Consider the following 15,472-nt stretch of genomic DNA (forward strand, 5'->3'; position numbering starts at 1 on the left):
TGTATTAAATATTTAGTACGGCAAAATATAAAATGATTTTATATTTCCCATTTTTTATTTTAAAATAAAAAGACATCTGGTATTACTAGATCTTATAATTTATTAATTGCTTTTTTTTTACCAATTTACAGCATTATTTATCATGCCTTCATATCATGAACGATAGAAACATAAAAAATAAAATTCTCAATTTTGCTAAAAAAGATGATCGGGTCCGCGCAGTTTTATTGAATGGTTCGCGTGCAAATCCTAAAATTAAGCCCGATCAATACCAAGATTTTGATCTATTATTTATTGTCACCGATATCGAATCTTTTATTGCTGACAAAGATTGGACCTCTTTTATTGGTAAAGTCTTGATACAGCAACTTCCCGATCAGATGTTGTTAGGAAATGATCCTGATGTAGATCGGATAACTTTTGCTTACTTAATGATTTTTGAAGATGAAAATCGAGTCGATCTAACTTTATTCCCTATCGATAAGTTCCACTCACATTTCAAAAGTGATAGTTTAACGGAAGTTTGGGTAGATAAAGATTTACTTTTTACTAAGATCGCTCCTGCTAATGATCATGATTATCATATCGCTAAACCTACTGAAAGAATGTTCATAGAGACATGCAATGAGTTTTGGTGGGTCTGCACATATGTTGCTAAAGGACTTGCCCGCCGGGAAATTCTATATGCCAAAGATACGATGGAAAGAGTAATCCGTCCTATGTTCATGAATCTAATAGCTTGGCATATCGGGGTTGAAAAAAAATTTCAGGTTGCATTTGGTAAATCGGGAAGATTTGCAGAAAAACACCTTGATCCGAAATTGTACCAAAGCATATTGCAAACATATGCGGATACGTCTATTGATAATAATTGGCTAGCACTAGTACAGATGATGACTCTTTTTAAAGATCTGCAAAAAGACCTAGCACTACATTTTGAATATAGAATCAATGTAGATGAAGCTAATAACAGTTACAACTACATTTTGAAGATAAGAAATTCGCAATAGTACCTTTTAGAAAATAATCGCACTATGCCATTTTAAAGAATAGGGTCATTAACTTTGTAACAAAAGCCCCAAAAGTATTTAACTTCTGGAGCTCTCTTTATATTTCTGCACGTCTTTTTTAGCTTAATCAGCCAGATATCCGAACTTACCTGTTTGAAAATCCTCAAATGCCTGATTGATTTCTGCTCTAGTATTCATCACAAATGGTCCGTGACTTACAATAGGCTCTAAAATAGGCTCTCCGCTCATAATCAATACTACCGCCTCATCTAACGCCTGAACATTAAATTCCTCTCCTTCATTTCCGAACATAACAAAATGGTCTGTTGGAGCCTTATCTTTACCATTTATTAGCACATTTCCTTCAATGACAATCATGGCAGTATTATAATGTGCCGGGAAAGAAAAGGATGCTTTTCCTCCAGCTTCCAATTTTGCATTCATAACATGCATGGGTGTGAAAGTTGACGCTGGCCCTTTATTTCCCTGATACTCTCCTGCAATCACTTCAATCTCTCCTTGATCGAGTTTCACTTTAGTTTGCTCGTTATTTGCAATAGCTTGATATTTTGGTGTACTCATCTTATCTTTTGCAGGTAAATTGACCCACAACTGTACCATCTGAAAGTCTCCTCCGGTTTTACTCCATTCTGTTTCATGAAATTCCTTATGCAATATACCAGATGCAGCAGTCATCCATTGAACATCACCTTCTTTAATAACTCCGCCGCCACCAGAACTATCTCCGTGCTCTACACGACCTTTATAGGCAATGGTTACGGTTTCAAATCCACGATGTGGATGTACTCCCACTCCTTTTGGAATTTCACTTGGCGGAAAATGGTAAGTTGAGTTATAATCCAGCATAATAAATGGACTCATCCTACTAGCGGAAGCAATACTTGGTATTAAATTATGTACTCGAAATCCATCTCCAACAAAGTGAGCTGCTTGCGGTTTTGCAATAATTTCTACATTTTTCATATCCTTTTCCTTTTGTATACCACAAAGTTAGCGGAAGAAAGCCTCAAATTAATTGATGTAGGATAAGAAAAATCTACGCATAATTTTGTACATTTTATATTGTTTTTATTTGGATGTCATTGAAAACCAATTCAAAAACACTATTAAATCGGTAAAAAACACCATATGTAGCCTTGATAATAATCTAAATTTGTTTTAAAATTAGATTATGATTCAGATTGCCATTTTTAGTGATATACACGGAAACCTTCCTGCACTGAATGCAGTACTAGCAGATATTCAATCAAAAAACATTTATTATAAATATTGCTTAGGTGATCTTGTGGACTTTGCTCCCTGGGGTAATGAAGTGATCGAACTGATCAAAAACGAAAAAATCCCCTGCTTAATGGGGAATCACGATGAACGTATAGCTTTCGATCTACCCATTATCCCATTAGAAAAACATGATGCTGAAGAAACTGAGAACCGCATAATTGCCATTAAACACAGTAAGGAAACTATCACACATGAAAATAAATTATTCTTGGGGCAGCTCCCTTACTTAATGCAGTTGGACTTTAAGGTCAAACATAAGCACTGGAAGATTCAATTGATTCACGGAAGTCTAGAAAGCAATGAAGCATATCTTTATGCATCAGAACCCAACAGTACTTTTGAAGATATCTTCTTTAAAACTCATGCTGATATAATAGTTATGGGTCATACACATCTCCCTTTCATCAAAGATATTGACAAAAAATGGGCAATCAACACAGGTTCCGTGGGAAGATCAAAAAAGATGTGCAAAGATGCAACTTATCTTTTAGTCGAACTTCATGAAGACCGAATACATACCGAAATCATACAGGTTCCATTTGATATTATTGCGGTAGCTCATGAAATAAAAGCTAGTGGTATACCTGATTTTTATGCGAAATTTCTACTCTCTGAATAAACAGCCGTTAAACAAGAAAAGATGTATCTCTCTTTTCTTCAACATTTAATAGTTTAATTCTTAATCTCTGACAACTCAAAATTAACGGGCTGTACTGGGTAATCCTGACTGTCTGTTTTTACTTTACTGATCTTTAGAATGACATCCAGTCCTTCATATATTTCTCCAAAGACGGTAAAATCATGATCTAAACGGGGCTGTCCTCCAATTTTTAAATATGTTGCTCTTTGCTCAGGAGTATATTTTATTTTTTTCTTCACTTCCAGATCATCAAGCTCTTTTGCTATTATTTTTTTTCCTACGACAAAATAGATCTGATTAAGGAAAGAGGCCTTCTCCGCATTTCCATCCCTTCCTGCCCCCAATGCTCCAACTTTATGAAATGCTCTTGGATCAAACTCAGCCGCTAGACGAGGTTTTTCTCTGGCCGGATCCGCAGATTCACGCTTCTCAATATCAATATCATGCTCTCCCCCCTGCACTACAAAATCTGAAATAATACGATTGAATAAAGCGTCTTTGTACACCTGAGTCTTGATTGCATTTAAAATTAAATCCCGATGAGCTGGTGTATAGTCATATAAGACAACTTTAATATTGCCATACGCTGTCTTAAAGAGCAACTGGTGCGTCTGACTTTTGACAACCGTTGCAAAAAATAAACATAAAAGAGAAAGGATGATATTTTTCATATGCTAAAATTTAAATGAAGGTAATTCATTTTTTAATAAATAGTAAAGCAGAAGTTATAATTGTTCAAAAAAACATGAATAGGTATGATAATTTGAACCTACCCCCCTATCCTTTCAAGGCAGGAAAATTAACTGGTCTTTCTATTTTCGAACGAATACATCACTAGTCTATTCCAGCTACAACTTTTCTCAGATAAACGATGATCAATAAAAGAGTTGGAGATTTTTTTATAACAAATAGAAAAGGTTTTAAAAATTTATTTTATTATAAGGAAGAATTTGGTCATTGCTGTATACATAAAATTTGAAGCAAAGCAAAGGGAGACAATTGGATCCGTCTTAAAAATTTCATATCTAAGACAAAGCCTCGGTGACTTTGTCTTAGATATGATAATAATGATAATCTTGATTGTTTATTTAATGGTATACAAATTAGTTTATATACCGATGAAAAGAGAGCTCAAACTATCAATTTTTATCAATCTTGCTTACTACTAAATGCAAGAGTATTGAACAGCAACTTTAGAATGCGCAGCATCTCCACCAAAGGGAGGATTCATTTTTTTTATAGAAACATCTATTGTTTTTGCAAATGAAAAATGATCATGTATAGCCTTTAGTATTTCATGAGCAGCAGATTCTAATAACTTCCTTTTGGGTTTCATGACCCGATGGATGATCTGATACAAAATCTCATAATTCACGGTCTTATCTAAATTCTCGTGGTCATCAATACCTGCATCAAACTTTACGGAAACGTTTACCAGAAATTCATTACCTAATAGTTGCTCTTCTACATAAAATCCAATCGGAGCAAATACGCGAACATCTTCCAAAAAAACGGTTTGTACTATCTTCATCCTACAAACCTATATTTTTATTCTGAATAAAACAGAATATGAGTTCAATTTCCTGTCACATAGAAAGTCCAATTATGCAGACTATCATCCAAGAGGGTATACATATTTTAGAATGGCGAATTTCTAAAACTCATATCCACTCACAAACGTCCCCCTTGTAAACTTACATTTTTCTTAACAAACCTGAATGCGCGATGACATATGAGAGTTTATTCTCTTATTGAGACAGAAAAATTTAATGAACAGACACAACCTCTACTTCAAAAATTAGTGTAGCATTTCCGCTAATTTCTTTCGAAACACTTAATTCTCCATATCCGAGCGAAGATGGTATATACAAACGCCATTTACTGCCTTCTTTCATGAGCTGCAGTGCTTCTGTCCATCCAGCTATCACTTCATTCACTGGAAAAGATACAGGTTTCTTCTTCTTGGCGGTTGAGTCAAAAACAGTTCCATTGATAAGGCGTCCTTCATAAAAACATTTTACACTATCGGTTAGTTTAGGAATCTTACCATTGCCCTCTTCTATTACCTCATACTGCAAACCAGAAGGCAGGCTGACCACAGTACCACGCAATGCATTTTCTTTAAGAAATGCTTCACCTTCTACCAAATTTTTTTTTGCCTCTAAGCGTAACTTTTTTAAATATCCTGTCGCGTTAGCCATATTTTTTTTTTCAAACATAGATAATTTTGTTTTATCTATAATAATAACTGCATCTCATGCGAAACAAAATTATCGATCTCCCCTCTGTTGTAAGGAATTATTTTACTTAGGAAAGATATCAATCTCTACCTCATCATTCAATTTCCAGTCGAAAACAACTGAAATAGGCCAATGGTCGGACAAAGGTTCGCCATACTGATCGACAAACTTTTCTTTCTCTACTTCATAAACTTTTGGAATTAACGTCAGCTTATCATTACTTCTGAACATGACTTTATCGATCGATTCTGATTCATTATTAATATCCATAATATCAACACATAAAAACAAGGGGTCAATAATTGGAATCACGTGATCACGTTGCAAGGTGATCCAGCAATCTTCCAGCTTTGTCTTATCCATAAACTCCACCAAGTTGTCTTCAGAGAATGAGAAGTGAGAATTAAAATCACCGGCAACTATGATTGCCTTTCCTACCGAAAACTTATTGATGTAAGTAGCCAACTGCAGATAATTAGCCCGTCTAGCCTTTGCTGCACGCGGATGATCCTGAGAGTTAGCATGAATATTATAAAAATCAACCTCAACACCTAAGCCTAAATGCACAGTACAATGACTAAAGCCTTTTGGTGTTAAACGATCTGATCCCGTCCTATTCTGCCATTCAATTCGCTTAAAATTGGTTATCGGATATCGGGACAAACTATCCAGGCCATCCCCAAAAATAGCTAAACCCATACTGATGGTACGGTAAGGGTGAGAATTACCACCTTGGTATAAGTAGGTATTGTAATTAAAATCTTCTTGAATATGCACAATGTCAAAGTCATTACATAGCATACCTATAGTCGCGATACTAGTAGATCGATTTGTTTTGGCTGCAGAAATAACTTGGGGTAAACCTGCAATATTATAAGTTATAATAGAAAAATTGCCCGATCTATCATCGGACAATTCATATTCTTGTTCATGTATAAAAACACGGACTTTCCTTCGTATCAAAGATTTCCATAACTCATGTAGATATTGAAAAAACATATATGCTTACAACTAGTCTATTTTCAATGACAAATATAGAATGCCCATATTAAATTACAATAACCCTACGATTAAACTTCATTAAATCATTTTTGTTTACAGCATCTGGTCAATAGCATCCCATAATTTAATCCGCTTTTGTAGAGCAATTTTTGAAACCTGTTCCACTTGCTTCCACTTTACAGGATCAGCCTCACAAAGCTCCATAATCATCTTCATTGCCAGGGGACCATGTTCATCTGCATCTAATTCAATATGTCTTTCAAAATAATAAAGCAGCTTTTCCAAATTTGAATTTGGAAAATTTAGCTGGATCTCTTTTAAAATAGAAGAAAACATATCCGGTATCAAATCTTCTCTTCCGAAAGTAAACGCAGCTGCGATTTCATGAGCTGTTCCATTTGCAATAACATCAAAAGTAAATATTAAAAATTCTTTTATGTTCGGGTGCAAAGTACTTTCGGCAATAACTTTTAAAATATCACCACCTTCATAAACATCTTTTAGAAAATTATTAACTTCACTACTGTCCCCCCTCAGTGTATCTAAAGCATCCAGATACATTTCAAAATGGCTCAATCTACGACCATCTATATATTCATCGGATTCCTCGGCAACAACAATTTCATTAATTAAATATCTGGTATTCGGAAATTTTGAAGGATACCATGGCGTTGTTGTACAGGTTAATTTCTGCTGTAATGCTTTCAATAACGACATAAAATCCCACACAGCATATATATGCCCTTGCATAAACACTTGAAGATCTTCAATAGTTTTTATTTTATAATAAAGTGGGTGTGCAAGTAATTGATTTCGCTCGGTAGCAATGAAGGCATTAACATTATTGATGTATTCCATATCTTATGATTTGAAAGCAAAAATAGGTTCTCAAAATGAAAACTCTTCTGTTTTAAAAAAAATTGACGTCTTATTTACATATGATCACCTATGCTTGTTTAGGTCCGGCTAAAAAAATAGAAAAGCTTGAAGTGGGGAACCTCAAGCTTATCGTTAGCCATATATTAACCTATTTTATGAAAAGTATTTGTAATTAAAACGACCGACTTATTAAATTATTGTGCTTCGTTTTATTTTTTTTATAATTATTATCAAAATTAATATTTGTTAATAACTGCTGTCCTCCCTAAATATACCATTATTAGAGTTGATGTATATATAACGATAGCATGGATGTTTTTATTATCTCTCAAAAAAAATAATGCAAATTCCAGTGAATATTAAACTTCTAAGGTATATTTATTGTTGTACAAGAGTAATTCAATTAAAACACAATCGATATGGCAGATTTCAATTTAGAAGACTTTGTAAATATTTTAAACAATAAGGAGGTTTTTCAGTACTTGATTGATAAGAAAGTAATCAAGGAAAAAAAGTTTTTAGAGACATATGAATACGAGAAGGAATTACATGAGCTGCAAATTGAGCTAACGGCGATTCAAAATAAAGTCATATCAGACAATAAACGTGTTTTGGTTATTTTTGAAGGTAGAGATGCTGCTGGTAAAGGTGGTGCTATAGAAAGATTGGTAGAATATTTAAATCCTAAAAAATTAAGGGTAGTCAGCCTCCCTAAACCAACTGCAGAAGAATCAACTCAATGGTATTTTCAACGCTATTTCAAACAGCTGCCCAATGCAGGGGAAATTGTGTTCTTTGACAGAAGCTGGTATAACCGGGCTGTTGTTGAACCAGTTTTTGGTTTCTGTACTCCAGAACAACACACGCTATTTTTAAAACAAGTTAATGAAGTAGAAGAACTTTTAATACAGGATGGAGTTATCATCATTAAATTCTTTTTAAGTATATCTAAAGAAGAGCAGGCGAAGCGACTGGAAGAAAGGAGAACAGACGTTTTAAAACAATGGAAAATTGGCCCTCTTGACCAACAGGCGCAAGAAAAATGGAGTGATTATACCAGTTATATCAAGACATTATTTAAAACTACCGGCACCAAATTATCACCGTGGATAGAAATTGAAACGGATAACAAGAAAAAAGCCCGTCTTGAAGCGTTCAAAATCATCATTAATCAGATTGCAAATCAAAAGAGAGAAAAAACAGAAGATTTTGTTAAAATCCATAATTAAATTCGAAATCGGAAAAGAGTGCGTTATTTCGTCTCTTTTCCGCTAATTGAACCTTCTACTCCTATTACTTTAATTACTTTATCACCCAGTCTTGTTATATCCGACTTAAGCCCAACCATAACAGTCATAATATTGATTGGAGTGTCCTGTATTTTATTAAATGAATGTAAATAACCGATTTCCAAACCCAGGAAAAAACCATTAAATCGATAATCAGCACCAACCCCGAGTTTGCCTGAAAAAGAGAATTTTTTCTGATTTTCAATTTTAGCGATACTGTTGACAGCATCGACCTTCACTCTTGGTTCTGTCAAGAATCCAACACCAGGACCTGCATAAGCATAGGCATTTAATTTCTTTAGCTGTTTACGAATCCCCCCAGCTAGGGAGAACATGTAAAAATTAGCATTAGCATCCTCTATCTTATAAGGATACTGATTGTCCTGAATCTTTTGCTTGTAATCAAACGATAATGTATATAAAGCTGGATATAGATAATACTTTGGATTTTTCAATGAAATATCCAAACCTAAACTTCCTGAAAACTTTGGAGACAGAACATCTTTTGTCTTACCTAACGGAAAGCCCATTCCTGTTCCACCAAAATAATACACTTTGCGGTAATGAAGTGTATCTACACCCGACTGGGCAAAAACAGAGCAACACAAGAACAAACAAAATACAGTTGTTAAAATACTCTTCATAAAAAACGAATCTATTATTGTATTACAATAATAGACTCTAAAAGTTTTATATATGATCAATTATATTAAAAATAATTTTTTGACTGTGGTCCCTGACTAAACAATAAATCCACAATGCTCAAATCTGAATAAAATCCATTTTTCTCCTCAAACACTTGGTAATAAGGTTTCGGGTTTAATAAGAGACTTTCTTTCTTGGGATGGATACGGTCTCTAAAATCCAGCGCATCGGGAACCGACCTAAAATATTCATCTGTAAAAGACAATTCACGCTTTAATTTTAATGATTTTAACAAGAGCTCAAGCTGCGCAATATTGAAGTCAAATAGAAAATCAAACTTCTTATTGTAAAACTGAGCGAAATCATCCTCATAATATTCAAAATAAGCAGAATTGCGATATGCGGCTTGAAGACTCAACCAATGTAATCGTTGCCAGTCAAACTCATAGGAAATGCGCTTTTCCGACATCGGTGAACGTTCCTTTTTACTATGCTGTATGGGTACAATCAATTCCTGTATACCATTTGCAGTTGCAATACGTGTTCTAGAACGATAAGTTTGCTTTTGGAAATTATCATACTTCTCAATCAATACAGGTAACGCATTTTGTTGGATACAATGAAAATAAGAAACCGGAGGTAAGTAGCAAGTCGTTAATAATAAATGAGTTGACATAAAAAATCGTTGTATTTTACTTTATCTACTGCAAAAATAACTTAAATTAGGGATATTTGCAGGTAAGATTTACAATAGTTATCACGTTTACATGAAACAAAAAGCATTAGCAGCACTTCTATACCTTTTCGCTTTGATGCCATTTTGGTTCATTTATATGATATCCGATGTGTTATACTATGTATTCTATTATATAATAAGATATCGCAAAAACGTCGTATTTAATAATCTTAGAAATTCATTTCCTGAAAAAGATGAAGAAGAGATTATTAATATAGCGAAGAAATTTTACCGTTTTTTTCCTGACATGATTCTTGAATGTCTAAAGTTCAAGAGTATAAGCCGCGCTGAAGTAAAAAAAAGAATCACACTAATTGATGATCATGAATTAACTAAGCACTTGGACCAAAATAGAACAGTTATTGCCGTCACTGCACATTATGCCAATTGGGAATATGGTATTCACCGTTTAGGTGCCATTACAGAAGCTCCGACCCTCATTGTATACAAACCGCTAAATAATAAAACCATAGACAGTGTTTACAATCAGGTCCGTTCTCGATTCGGCGCTATTATGGTCCCAATGAAACAAATAGTGCGGCATCTAGCTAAATTAAGAGGAAAACCAAGTGTCAGCGTTTTTGTAGCAGATCAAGCTCCTTTACATTCGGATGCTGACTATTTTCTACAGTTCTTAAATCAGGAAACGCTTGTTTATACCGGTGTTGAACGAATTTCTAAAATGACCAATGGTCCTATAGTTTTTTGCCATATCGGAAGAAAAGAGAAAAGAGGATATTATTTTTGTAAATTTACAACATTAATTGAAGACCCATCTTCTTACTCCGACAAGGAAATAACCCATATCCATAATGCTTTTACGGAAAAAATAATCCGCGAAGAGCCACAATATTGGCTTTGGACACATAGAAGATGGAAAAGAAAACGTAGAAAATGAAAAATTACCCTAAAGTAGCTGTTGTTATTTTAAATTGGAACGGGAGATTTTTCTTGGAAAAATTTTTACCTTCCGTATATAATAGCAGTTACCCAAATATAGAATTCGTAATTGGAGACAATGCCTCTACAGATGATTCTTTATCATTTGTACGCGCTTCATACCCAAAAATTACCATCTTAGAAAATACGGAAAACTATGGTTTTGCAGGTGGTTATAACCATATTCTATCACGTGTGGAAGCAGATTATTTTGTGTTGCTTAATTCTGACGTGGAAGTTACACCAAACTGGATAGAACCTGTCATCGAAATGCTTGAACGAGACACTCACCTTGTGGCCGCACAACCTAAAATACTAGCCTTTCACAATAAAGCAAAATTTGAGCATGCCGGTGCTGCGGGTGGATACCTCGATCGCTATGGATTTCCATTCTGCTGTGGACGCATTATGGATAAAGTCGAATATGATTTGGGACAATATGATGATGAAAAAGAAATTTTTTGGGCATCGGGAGCCTCACTGTTTATAAAAAGCTGGGCTTGGAAAGAAGCACAGGGACTGGATGAAGATTTTTTTGCTCATATGGAAGAAATAGACCTTTGTTGGCGCTTAAAAAGAATGGGATACCGAATTGGTTATTGTCCAGACTCGACGGTATATCACGTGGGTGGCGGAACATTAAATGCCAGTAATCCACAAAAGACTTATTTAAACTTCCGGAACAATCTGTTTATGCTGCAAAAAAATGTTCCTATAGGGCAGCTATTTACAGTTATATTCATCCGCTTCTGGTTTGATTTTGCTGCCTTATTGAAATTTGCTTTTGATAGAAAATTTAAAGATGCCTGGGCTGTTAGCCGAGCACATCAAGCTTTCTTCCTGAATATTTTCAAAAACGCTAAAAAAAGAAAAAATCATATTAAAACCGAAAATAAGACTGGTCAATATAAAAAATCAATAATCAATGATTTCTATCTGGATAAGAAACAAAAATTTTCTGACCTAGATCAAGAGAGCTTTTTTTAAAGGCTTTACTAAGAGTAAGTAAAAACGCATAAAAATGCAGCTCTTATCAATAGCTGCATTTTTCATTAATTTCTGTTTGCAAATAGACTAAACGTACTTTTTATTTGTAAATTCGCAACATGTCATCCATGGATATTGAACAAAAAATAACTTCACTAACGCAAGAGCTCAACCATTATAATTATCAATATTATGTGTTGGCTCAAAGCCTTATTTCAGATTATGATTTTGATCTGAAAATGAAAGAATTGGAAGCCTTAGAAGCACAATACCCTGAATTCGCAGATCCCAACTCGCCTACACAACGTGTTGGTGGTGATGTAACGACAAAATTTGAGACCGTTAGACATCGCTGGCCAATGTTATCATTAGGAAATACCTATAATCAAGATGACCTTCGTGATTTTGATCAACGGGTACGTAAAATAATCGGCGATAATTTTGAATACATCTGTGAATTAAAATTTGATGGACTATCCATCAGCCTTACTTACCTGAATGGTAAACTGGTAAAAGCGGTAACACGCGGAGATGGAACACAGGGCGATGTGGTAACCAATAATGTCAAAACAATAAGAAGCATCCCTATTCATCTAAAAAAGGGAAATTATCCTGAAGAATTTGAAATAAGAGGTGAAATCTTTATGCATAAAAATGCTTTTTTACGCCTGAATTCTGAAAGAGAAGAGAATGAAGAACAAACTTATGCTAACCCACGTAATTTTGCCGCAGGAACGATCAAATTGCAGGACTCGGCTGAAGTAGCCAAAAGACCATTAGATTGTTTCTTGTACTTTTTATACTGTGAAAACAGAAACAAATTATTCCATAATCATTGGGAAAGTCTAGAAGCTGTCAAAGAATGGGGATTTCACGTTTGTGAACACACTCAAAAATGCCAGACGCTAGATGATGTTTTCTCCTTCATCGATTACTGGGATGATAAAAGACATGACCTGAGTTATGAAATCGACGGTATTGTCATTAAAGTAAATGATTATGGCGCACAAGAGGAACTGGGATTTACAGCAAAGAATCCACGTTGGGCTATTTCTTATAAATTCAAGGCTGAACGTGTTGAAACCCAACTCGAATCCATCAGTTACCAAGTCGGACGTACTGGAGCAGTTACTCCTGTTGCCAATTTAAAACCTGTTAGTTTAGCAGGCACAACTGTAAAACGAGCTTCTTTACACAATGCGAATGAAATAGCAAGACTTGATCTTCATAAGGGAGATACTGTTTTCGTAGAAAAAGGTGGTGAAATCATTCCGAAAATACTTGCAGTTAATGTAGATAAAAGATTGTCATCTGCCAAACCTTATGCATATCCGACACATTGCCCTGAATGCAATACCGAACTGATTCGTCAGGAAGGCGAAGCCGTTCATTATTGTCCAAATGAAGATGGATGCCCGCCTCAGATTATAGGAAAAATGCAACACTTCATTGGCCGTAAAATGATGGATATAGAAGGATTAGGCGATGAAACTATAGAAACTTTCTATAGGAAAGGGATTCTTAAGAATGTTGTTAATATCTATGGATTAAAAGATCATCAGGACCAATTACAGCAATTGGAGCGTTTTGGACAAAAATCTATCGACAATATGTTGAAGGGAATTGAAAAGTCCAAAGAAAAGCCATTCGAAAAATTACTCTTTGCATTAGGGATTCGACATGTTGGCGAAACAATTGCTAAAAAACTAGCACAACATTTCAAAACAATCGATGCGATTAAGGCTGCTTCTGTTGAAGAAATAGCTACTGTGCAAGATATCGGAATCCGTATTGCGGAAAGTATACATGAATACTTACATGTACCGGCCCACGAAGAGTTAATAGCAAAACTAAAATCTTACGGTTTACAGTTTGAAATTGAAGAGAAAGAAGTAATTTTGGACAGTAATGCATTAACTGGCCAAACATTTCTGATATCGGGTGTATTTACAAATCATTCGAGAGAGGAATTAACTGCACTTATTGAAAGTAATGGGGGTAAAATGGTTTCCAGTATTTCAGCAAAATTAAGCTACCTGGTAGCGGGAGATAAAATGGGGCCTTCAAAATTAGCAAAAGCAGAAAAACTAAACATCAAGATGATCACTGAAGATGAATTATTAGCTTTGATCGCAGATACAACAAGTATATAAATTAAATATTAATCTTTACAAACAACACAATGAACGAGCTTCATGGAGCTGGTGTAGCATTAGTTACACCTTTCAACGCAGATGGAACAGTTGATTTTGATTCTTTAGCACAGCTAATTGACTATCAAATTGACTCAGGTATGAATTATTTAGTCTCTTTAGGTACTACTGGTGAAGTAGCAACATTAACGAAAGACGAACGAAAGCGTATCTGGGATTTCACTGTCAAACAGGTGAATGCTCGCGTACCATTGATTGCGGGTATCGGAGGAAATAATACGGCAGAGATTGTAGAGCAGATCAAAAATTTTGATCCTACAGGATTCTGTGCTATACTATCCGTATCTCCTTATTATAATAAACCAGTACAGGAAGGAATATATCAGCACTATAAAGCAATAGCTGAGGCTTCTCCCTTACCTATTATTTTATATAATGTACCAGGACGTACAGGAAGCAACATGACTCCTGCCACGACAATACGCTTAGCAAAAGATTTTAAGAATATCGTTGCAACAAAAGAAGCTTCTGGCAACTTTGCTCAGTTTAACGAGATCTTAAGAGATAAACCAGCTGATTTCTTACTGATTTCGGGTGATGATCCTGCAACCTTACCTATGATGGCTTTAGGTGCAGTGGGAATCATTTCTGTTGTTGGAAATGCATATCCAGCTCAAGTTTCAAAATTAGCTGCATTATGTACTGCAGGTAGTTTTACTGAAGCTAGAACAATCCACAATGCGTTGCTTGAAATAACAGATCTTTGTTTTGTTGAAGGAAATCCTTGTGGGGTTAAATATATCCTACAAGAAAAGGGTATCGGTCAAGATTATGTACGCCTACCTTTAATACCGGTATCAGCAAACATTCAGACTGCTATTAAAGCAGAAATGCAAAAACTAAAATAAAATACCATACTATAATCATTGTATATTTAAAATCTATTAATTATCTTTGCACTTCCGTAAGTACGGAGAAAAATTAATAAACATAATTATTTAACAAAATGCAACAGTACGAATCTGTAATCGTTCTTACCCCGTTGCTTTCTGAAGATGCTGCGAAAGAAGTAATCGCAAAATTCAAAAACATCTTAGCAGAAGGCGGAGCCGAAATTGTCGCTGAAGACAATTGGGGTTTGAAAAAATTAGCGTATCCAATCCAGAAAAAAACAACTGGGTTTTATCACTTAACTGAATTCAAGGCTCCAGGAGAATTAATCAATAAATTAGAGGTTGAATACAAACGTGATGAGCGTGTAATGCGTTTCTTAACTATTGCTTTAGACAAACATGCTAAAGCTTATAGCGAGAAAAAACGTAGCGGTGCATTCAACAAAAAAGCGGAAACTAAAACTGAGGAGGGATCAAACTAATGGCTAACGAAAATATCCAATACGTAACTGCCCCTAAAGTAGAGGACAATCGTAAAAAGTATTGCCGTTTCAAAAAGAATGGTATCAAATACATCGATTATAAAGATGCTAACTTCTTGATGAAATTTGTGAATGATCAAGGTAAAATTTTACCTCGTCGTTTAACTGGTACGTCATTGAAATTCCAACGTAAAGTAGCTCAAGCGGTTAAACGTGCTCGTCACATCGGCTTGTTACCTTACTTAGCTGATTCATTAAAATAAGGAGGACTAGAG

17 protein-coding genes are annotated in these 15,472 nt (G+C 34.9%); 9 read left to right on the top strand and 8 right to left on the bottom strand.

Annotated features, from left to right (window positions below; translation table 11 throughout):
• The first annotated feature begins 155 nt into the window (after positions 1–155).
• A complete protein-coding gene (locus M2265_RS09215) occupies positions 156–1,010 on the top strand; it encodes an aminoglycoside 6-adenylyltransferase (RefSeq protein ID WP_207902513.1) in 855 nt (284 codons plus the stop codon).
• A 123-nt stretch (positions 1,011–1,133) separates the two neighbouring features.
• On the opposite strand, the gene M2265_RS09220 is transcribed toward M2265_RS09215, so the two are convergent.
• Entirely contained in the window at positions 1,134–1,994 is an 861-nt protein-coding gene (locus M2265_RS09220; protein WP_132773720.1) for a pirin family protein, read from the bottom strand.
• 208 nt (positions 1,995–2,202) lie between these two features.
• Here M2265_RS09220 and M2265_RS09225 point away from each other — a divergent pair, with 208 nt between their 5' ends.
• Positions 2,203–2,931 (top strand): metallophosphoesterase family protein, encoded by a 729-nt coding sequence (locus M2265_RS09225; RefSeq protein WP_132773722.1) that lies wholly within the window; start codon positions 2,203–2,205, stop codon positions 2,929–2,931.
• A gap of 53 nt (positions 2,932–2,984) precedes the next feature.
• Here the strand turns inward: M2265_RS09225 and M2265_RS09230 are convergent, their stop codons facing one another.
• From M2265_RS09230 to M2265_RS09250, 5 genes are all read right to left on the bottom strand, one after another.
• Positions 2,985–3,623, bottom strand: coding sequence for a peptidylprolyl isomerase (locus M2265_RS09230; protein WP_132773724.1), 639 nt, complete (start codon positions 3,621–3,623; stop codon positions 2,985–2,987).
• 494 nt (positions 3,624–4,117) lie between these two features.
• Positions 4,118–4,483: a dihydroneopterin aldolase gene (gene folB, locus M2265_RS09235; protein WP_021191479.1), complete on the bottom strand. Its 366-nt coding sequence runs from the start codon at positions 4,481–4,483 to the stop codon at positions 4,118–4,120.
• Positions 4,484–4,718: 235 nt separating this feature from the next.
• The gene (locus M2265_RS09240) at positions 4,719–5,153 is read right to left on the bottom strand and encodes an FKBP-type peptidyl-prolyl cis-trans isomerase (RefSeq protein WP_165905987.1); all 435 of its coding nucleotides are present in this window, start codon (positions 5,151–5,153) and stop codon (positions 4,719–4,721) included.
• A 102-nt stretch (positions 5,154–5,255) separates the two neighbouring features.
• On the bottom strand, positions 5,256–6,191 hold the full coding sequence (locus tag M2265_RS09245) for an endonuclease (protein ID WP_132773728.1): 936 nt from the start codon (positions 6,189–6,191) through the stop codon (positions 5,256–5,258).
• A 96-nt stretch (positions 6,192–6,287) separates the two neighbouring features.
• Positions 6,288–7,052, bottom strand: coding sequence for a DUF3050 domain-containing protein (locus M2265_RS09250; RefSeq protein ID WP_132773730.1), 765 nt, complete (start codon positions 7,050–7,052; stop codon positions 6,288–6,290).
• A gap of 440 nt (positions 7,053–7,492) precedes the next feature.
• Here M2265_RS09250 and ppk2 point away from each other — a divergent pair, with 440 nt between their 5' ends.
• Positions 7,493–8,302 (top strand): polyphosphate kinase 2, encoded by an 810-nt coding sequence (gene ppk2, locus M2265_RS09255; RefSeq protein ID WP_132773732.1) that lies wholly within the window; start codon positions 7,493–7,495, stop codon positions 8,300–8,302.
• Positions 8,303–8,325: 23 nt separating this feature from the next.
• Here the strand turns inward: ppk2 and M2265_RS09260 are convergent, their stop codons facing one another.
• The gene (locus tag M2265_RS09260) at positions 8,326–9,006 is read right to left on the bottom strand and encodes an outer membrane beta-barrel protein (RefSeq protein ID WP_031289216.1); all 681 of its coding nucleotides are present in this window, start codon (positions 9,004–9,006) and stop codon (positions 8,326–8,328) included.
• 65 nt (positions 9,007–9,071) lie between these two features.
• The gene (locus tag M2265_RS09265) at positions 9,072–9,683 is read right to left on the bottom strand and encodes a WbqC family protein (protein WP_021191485.1); all 612 of its coding nucleotides are present in this window, start codon (positions 9,681–9,683) and stop codon (positions 9,072–9,074) included.
• Positions 9,684–9,774: 91 nt separating this feature from the next.
• Between M2265_RS09265 and M2265_RS09270 the strand changes: the two genes are divergently transcribed.
• The 6 genes from M2265_RS09270 to rpsR all read left to right on the top strand — a co-directional run bounded on the left by M2265_RS09270 (position 9,775) and on the right by rpsR (position 15,460).
• A complete protein-coding gene (locus tag M2265_RS09270) occupies positions 9,775–10,641 on the top strand; it encodes a lysophospholipid acyltransferase family protein (RefSeq protein WP_132773734.1) in 867 nt (288 codons plus the stop codon).
• Positions 10,638–11,669: a glycosyltransferase family 2 protein gene (locus M2265_RS09275; RefSeq protein ID WP_132773736.1), complete on the top strand. Its 1,032-nt coding sequence runs from the start codon at positions 10,638–10,640 to the stop codon at positions 11,667–11,669. The genes M2265_RS09270 and M2265_RS09275 overlap by 4 nt, the downstream gene beginning before the upstream one ends.
• A 119-nt stretch (positions 11,670–11,788) precedes the next feature.
• Positions 11,789–13,822 (top strand): NAD-dependent DNA ligase LigA, encoded by a 2,034-nt coding sequence (gene ligA / locus M2265_RS09280; protein ID WP_132773738.1) that lies wholly within the window; start codon positions 11,789–11,791, stop codon positions 13,820–13,822.
• 29 nt (positions 13,823–13,851) lie between these two features.
• Positions 13,852–14,730 (top strand): 4-hydroxy-tetrahydrodipicolinate synthase, encoded by an 879-nt coding sequence (dapA, locus tag M2265_RS09285; RefSeq protein WP_132773740.1) that lies wholly within the window; start codon positions 13,852–13,854, stop codon positions 14,728–14,730.
• A 98-nt stretch (positions 14,731–14,828) separates the two neighbouring features.
• Positions 14,829–15,197, top strand: a complete 369-nt coding sequence (gene rpsF, locus M2265_RS09290; RefSeq protein WP_021191489.1) for a 30S ribosomal protein S6 — start codon at positions 14,829–14,831, stop codon at positions 15,195–15,197.
• Positions 15,197–15,460 carry a 30S ribosomal protein S18 gene (rpsR, locus tag M2265_RS09295; protein ID WP_021191490.1) on the top strand — a complete coding sequence of 88 codons (264 nt, stop codon included), beginning with the start codon at positions 15,197–15,199 and terminating at the stop codon, positions 15,458–15,460. Before rpsF ends, rpsR begins: the two co-directional genes overlap by 1 nt.
• Positions 15,461–15,472 lie beyond the last annotated feature (12 nt).

The organism is Sphingobacterium kitahiroshimense (assembly GCF_025961315.1).
Taxonomy (GTDB): Bacteria; Bacteroidota; Bacteroidia; order Sphingobacteriales; family Sphingobacteriaceae; genus Sphingobacterium; species Sphingobacterium anhuiense.

Excerpts from the sequence above, each read along its gene's own strand:
- M2265_RS09215 (WP_207902513.1), top strand. The coding sequence starts at position 156 with ATGAACGATAGAAACATAAAAAATAAAATTCTCAATTTTGCTAAAAAA.
- M2265_RS09220 (WP_132773720.1), bottom strand. The coding sequence starts at position 1,994 with ATGAAAAATGTAGAAATTATTGCAAAACCGCAAGCAGCTCACTTTGTT.
- M2265_RS09225 (WP_132773722.1), top strand. The coding sequence starts at position 2,203 with ATGATTCAGATTGCCATTTTTAGTGATATACACGGAAACCTTCCTGCA.
- M2265_RS09230 (WP_132773724.1), bottom strand. The coding sequence starts at position 3,623 with ATGAAAAATATCATCCTTTCTCTTTTATGTTTATTTTTTGCAACGGTT.
- folB (WP_021191479.1), bottom strand. The coding sequence starts at position 4,483 with ATGAAGATAGTACAAACCGTTTTTTTGGAAGATGTTCGCGTATTTGCT.
- M2265_RS09240 (WP_165905987.1), bottom strand. The coding sequence starts at position 5,153 with ATGGCTAACGCGACAGGATATTTAAAAAAGTTACGCTTAGAGGCAAAA.
- M2265_RS09245 (WP_132773728.1), bottom strand. The coding sequence starts at position 6,191 with ATGTTTTTTCAATATCTACATGAGTTATGGAAATCTTTGATACGAAGG.
- M2265_RS09250 (WP_132773730.1), bottom strand. The coding sequence starts at position 7,052 with ATGGAATACATCAATAATGTTAATGCCTTCATTGCTACCGAGCGAAAT.
- ppk2 (WP_132773732.1), top strand. The coding sequence starts at position 7,493 with ATGGCAGATTTCAATTTAGAAGACTTTGTAAATATTTTAAACAATAAG.
- M2265_RS09260 (WP_031289216.1), bottom strand. The coding sequence starts at position 9,006 with ATGAAGAGTATTTTAACAACTGTATTTTGTTTGTTCTTGTGTTGCTCT.
- M2265_RS09265 (WP_021191485.1), bottom strand. The coding sequence starts at position 9,683 with ATGTCAACTCATTTATTATTAACGACTTGCTACTTACCTCCGGTTTCT.
- M2265_RS09270 (WP_132773734.1), top strand. The coding sequence starts at position 9,775 with ATGAAACAAAAAGCATTAGCAGCACTTCTATACCTTTTCGCTTTGATG.
- M2265_RS09275 (WP_132773736.1), top strand. The coding sequence starts at position 10,638 with ATGAAAAATTACCCTAAAGTAGCTGTTGTTATTTTAAATTGGAACGGG.
- ligA (WP_132773738.1), top strand. The coding sequence starts at position 11,789 with ATGTCATCCATGGATATTGAACAAAAAATAACTTCACTAACGCAAGAG.
- dapA (WP_132773740.1), top strand. The coding sequence starts at position 13,852 with ATGAACGAGCTTCATGGAGCTGGTGTAGCATTAGTTACACCTTTCAAC.
- rpsF (WP_021191489.1), top strand. The coding sequence starts at position 14,829 with ATGCAACAGTACGAATCTGTAATCGTTCTTACCCCGTTGCTTTCTGAA.
- rpsR (WP_021191490.1), top strand. The coding sequence starts at position 15,197 with ATGGCTAACGAAAATATCCAATACGTAACTGCCCCTAAAGTAGAGGAC.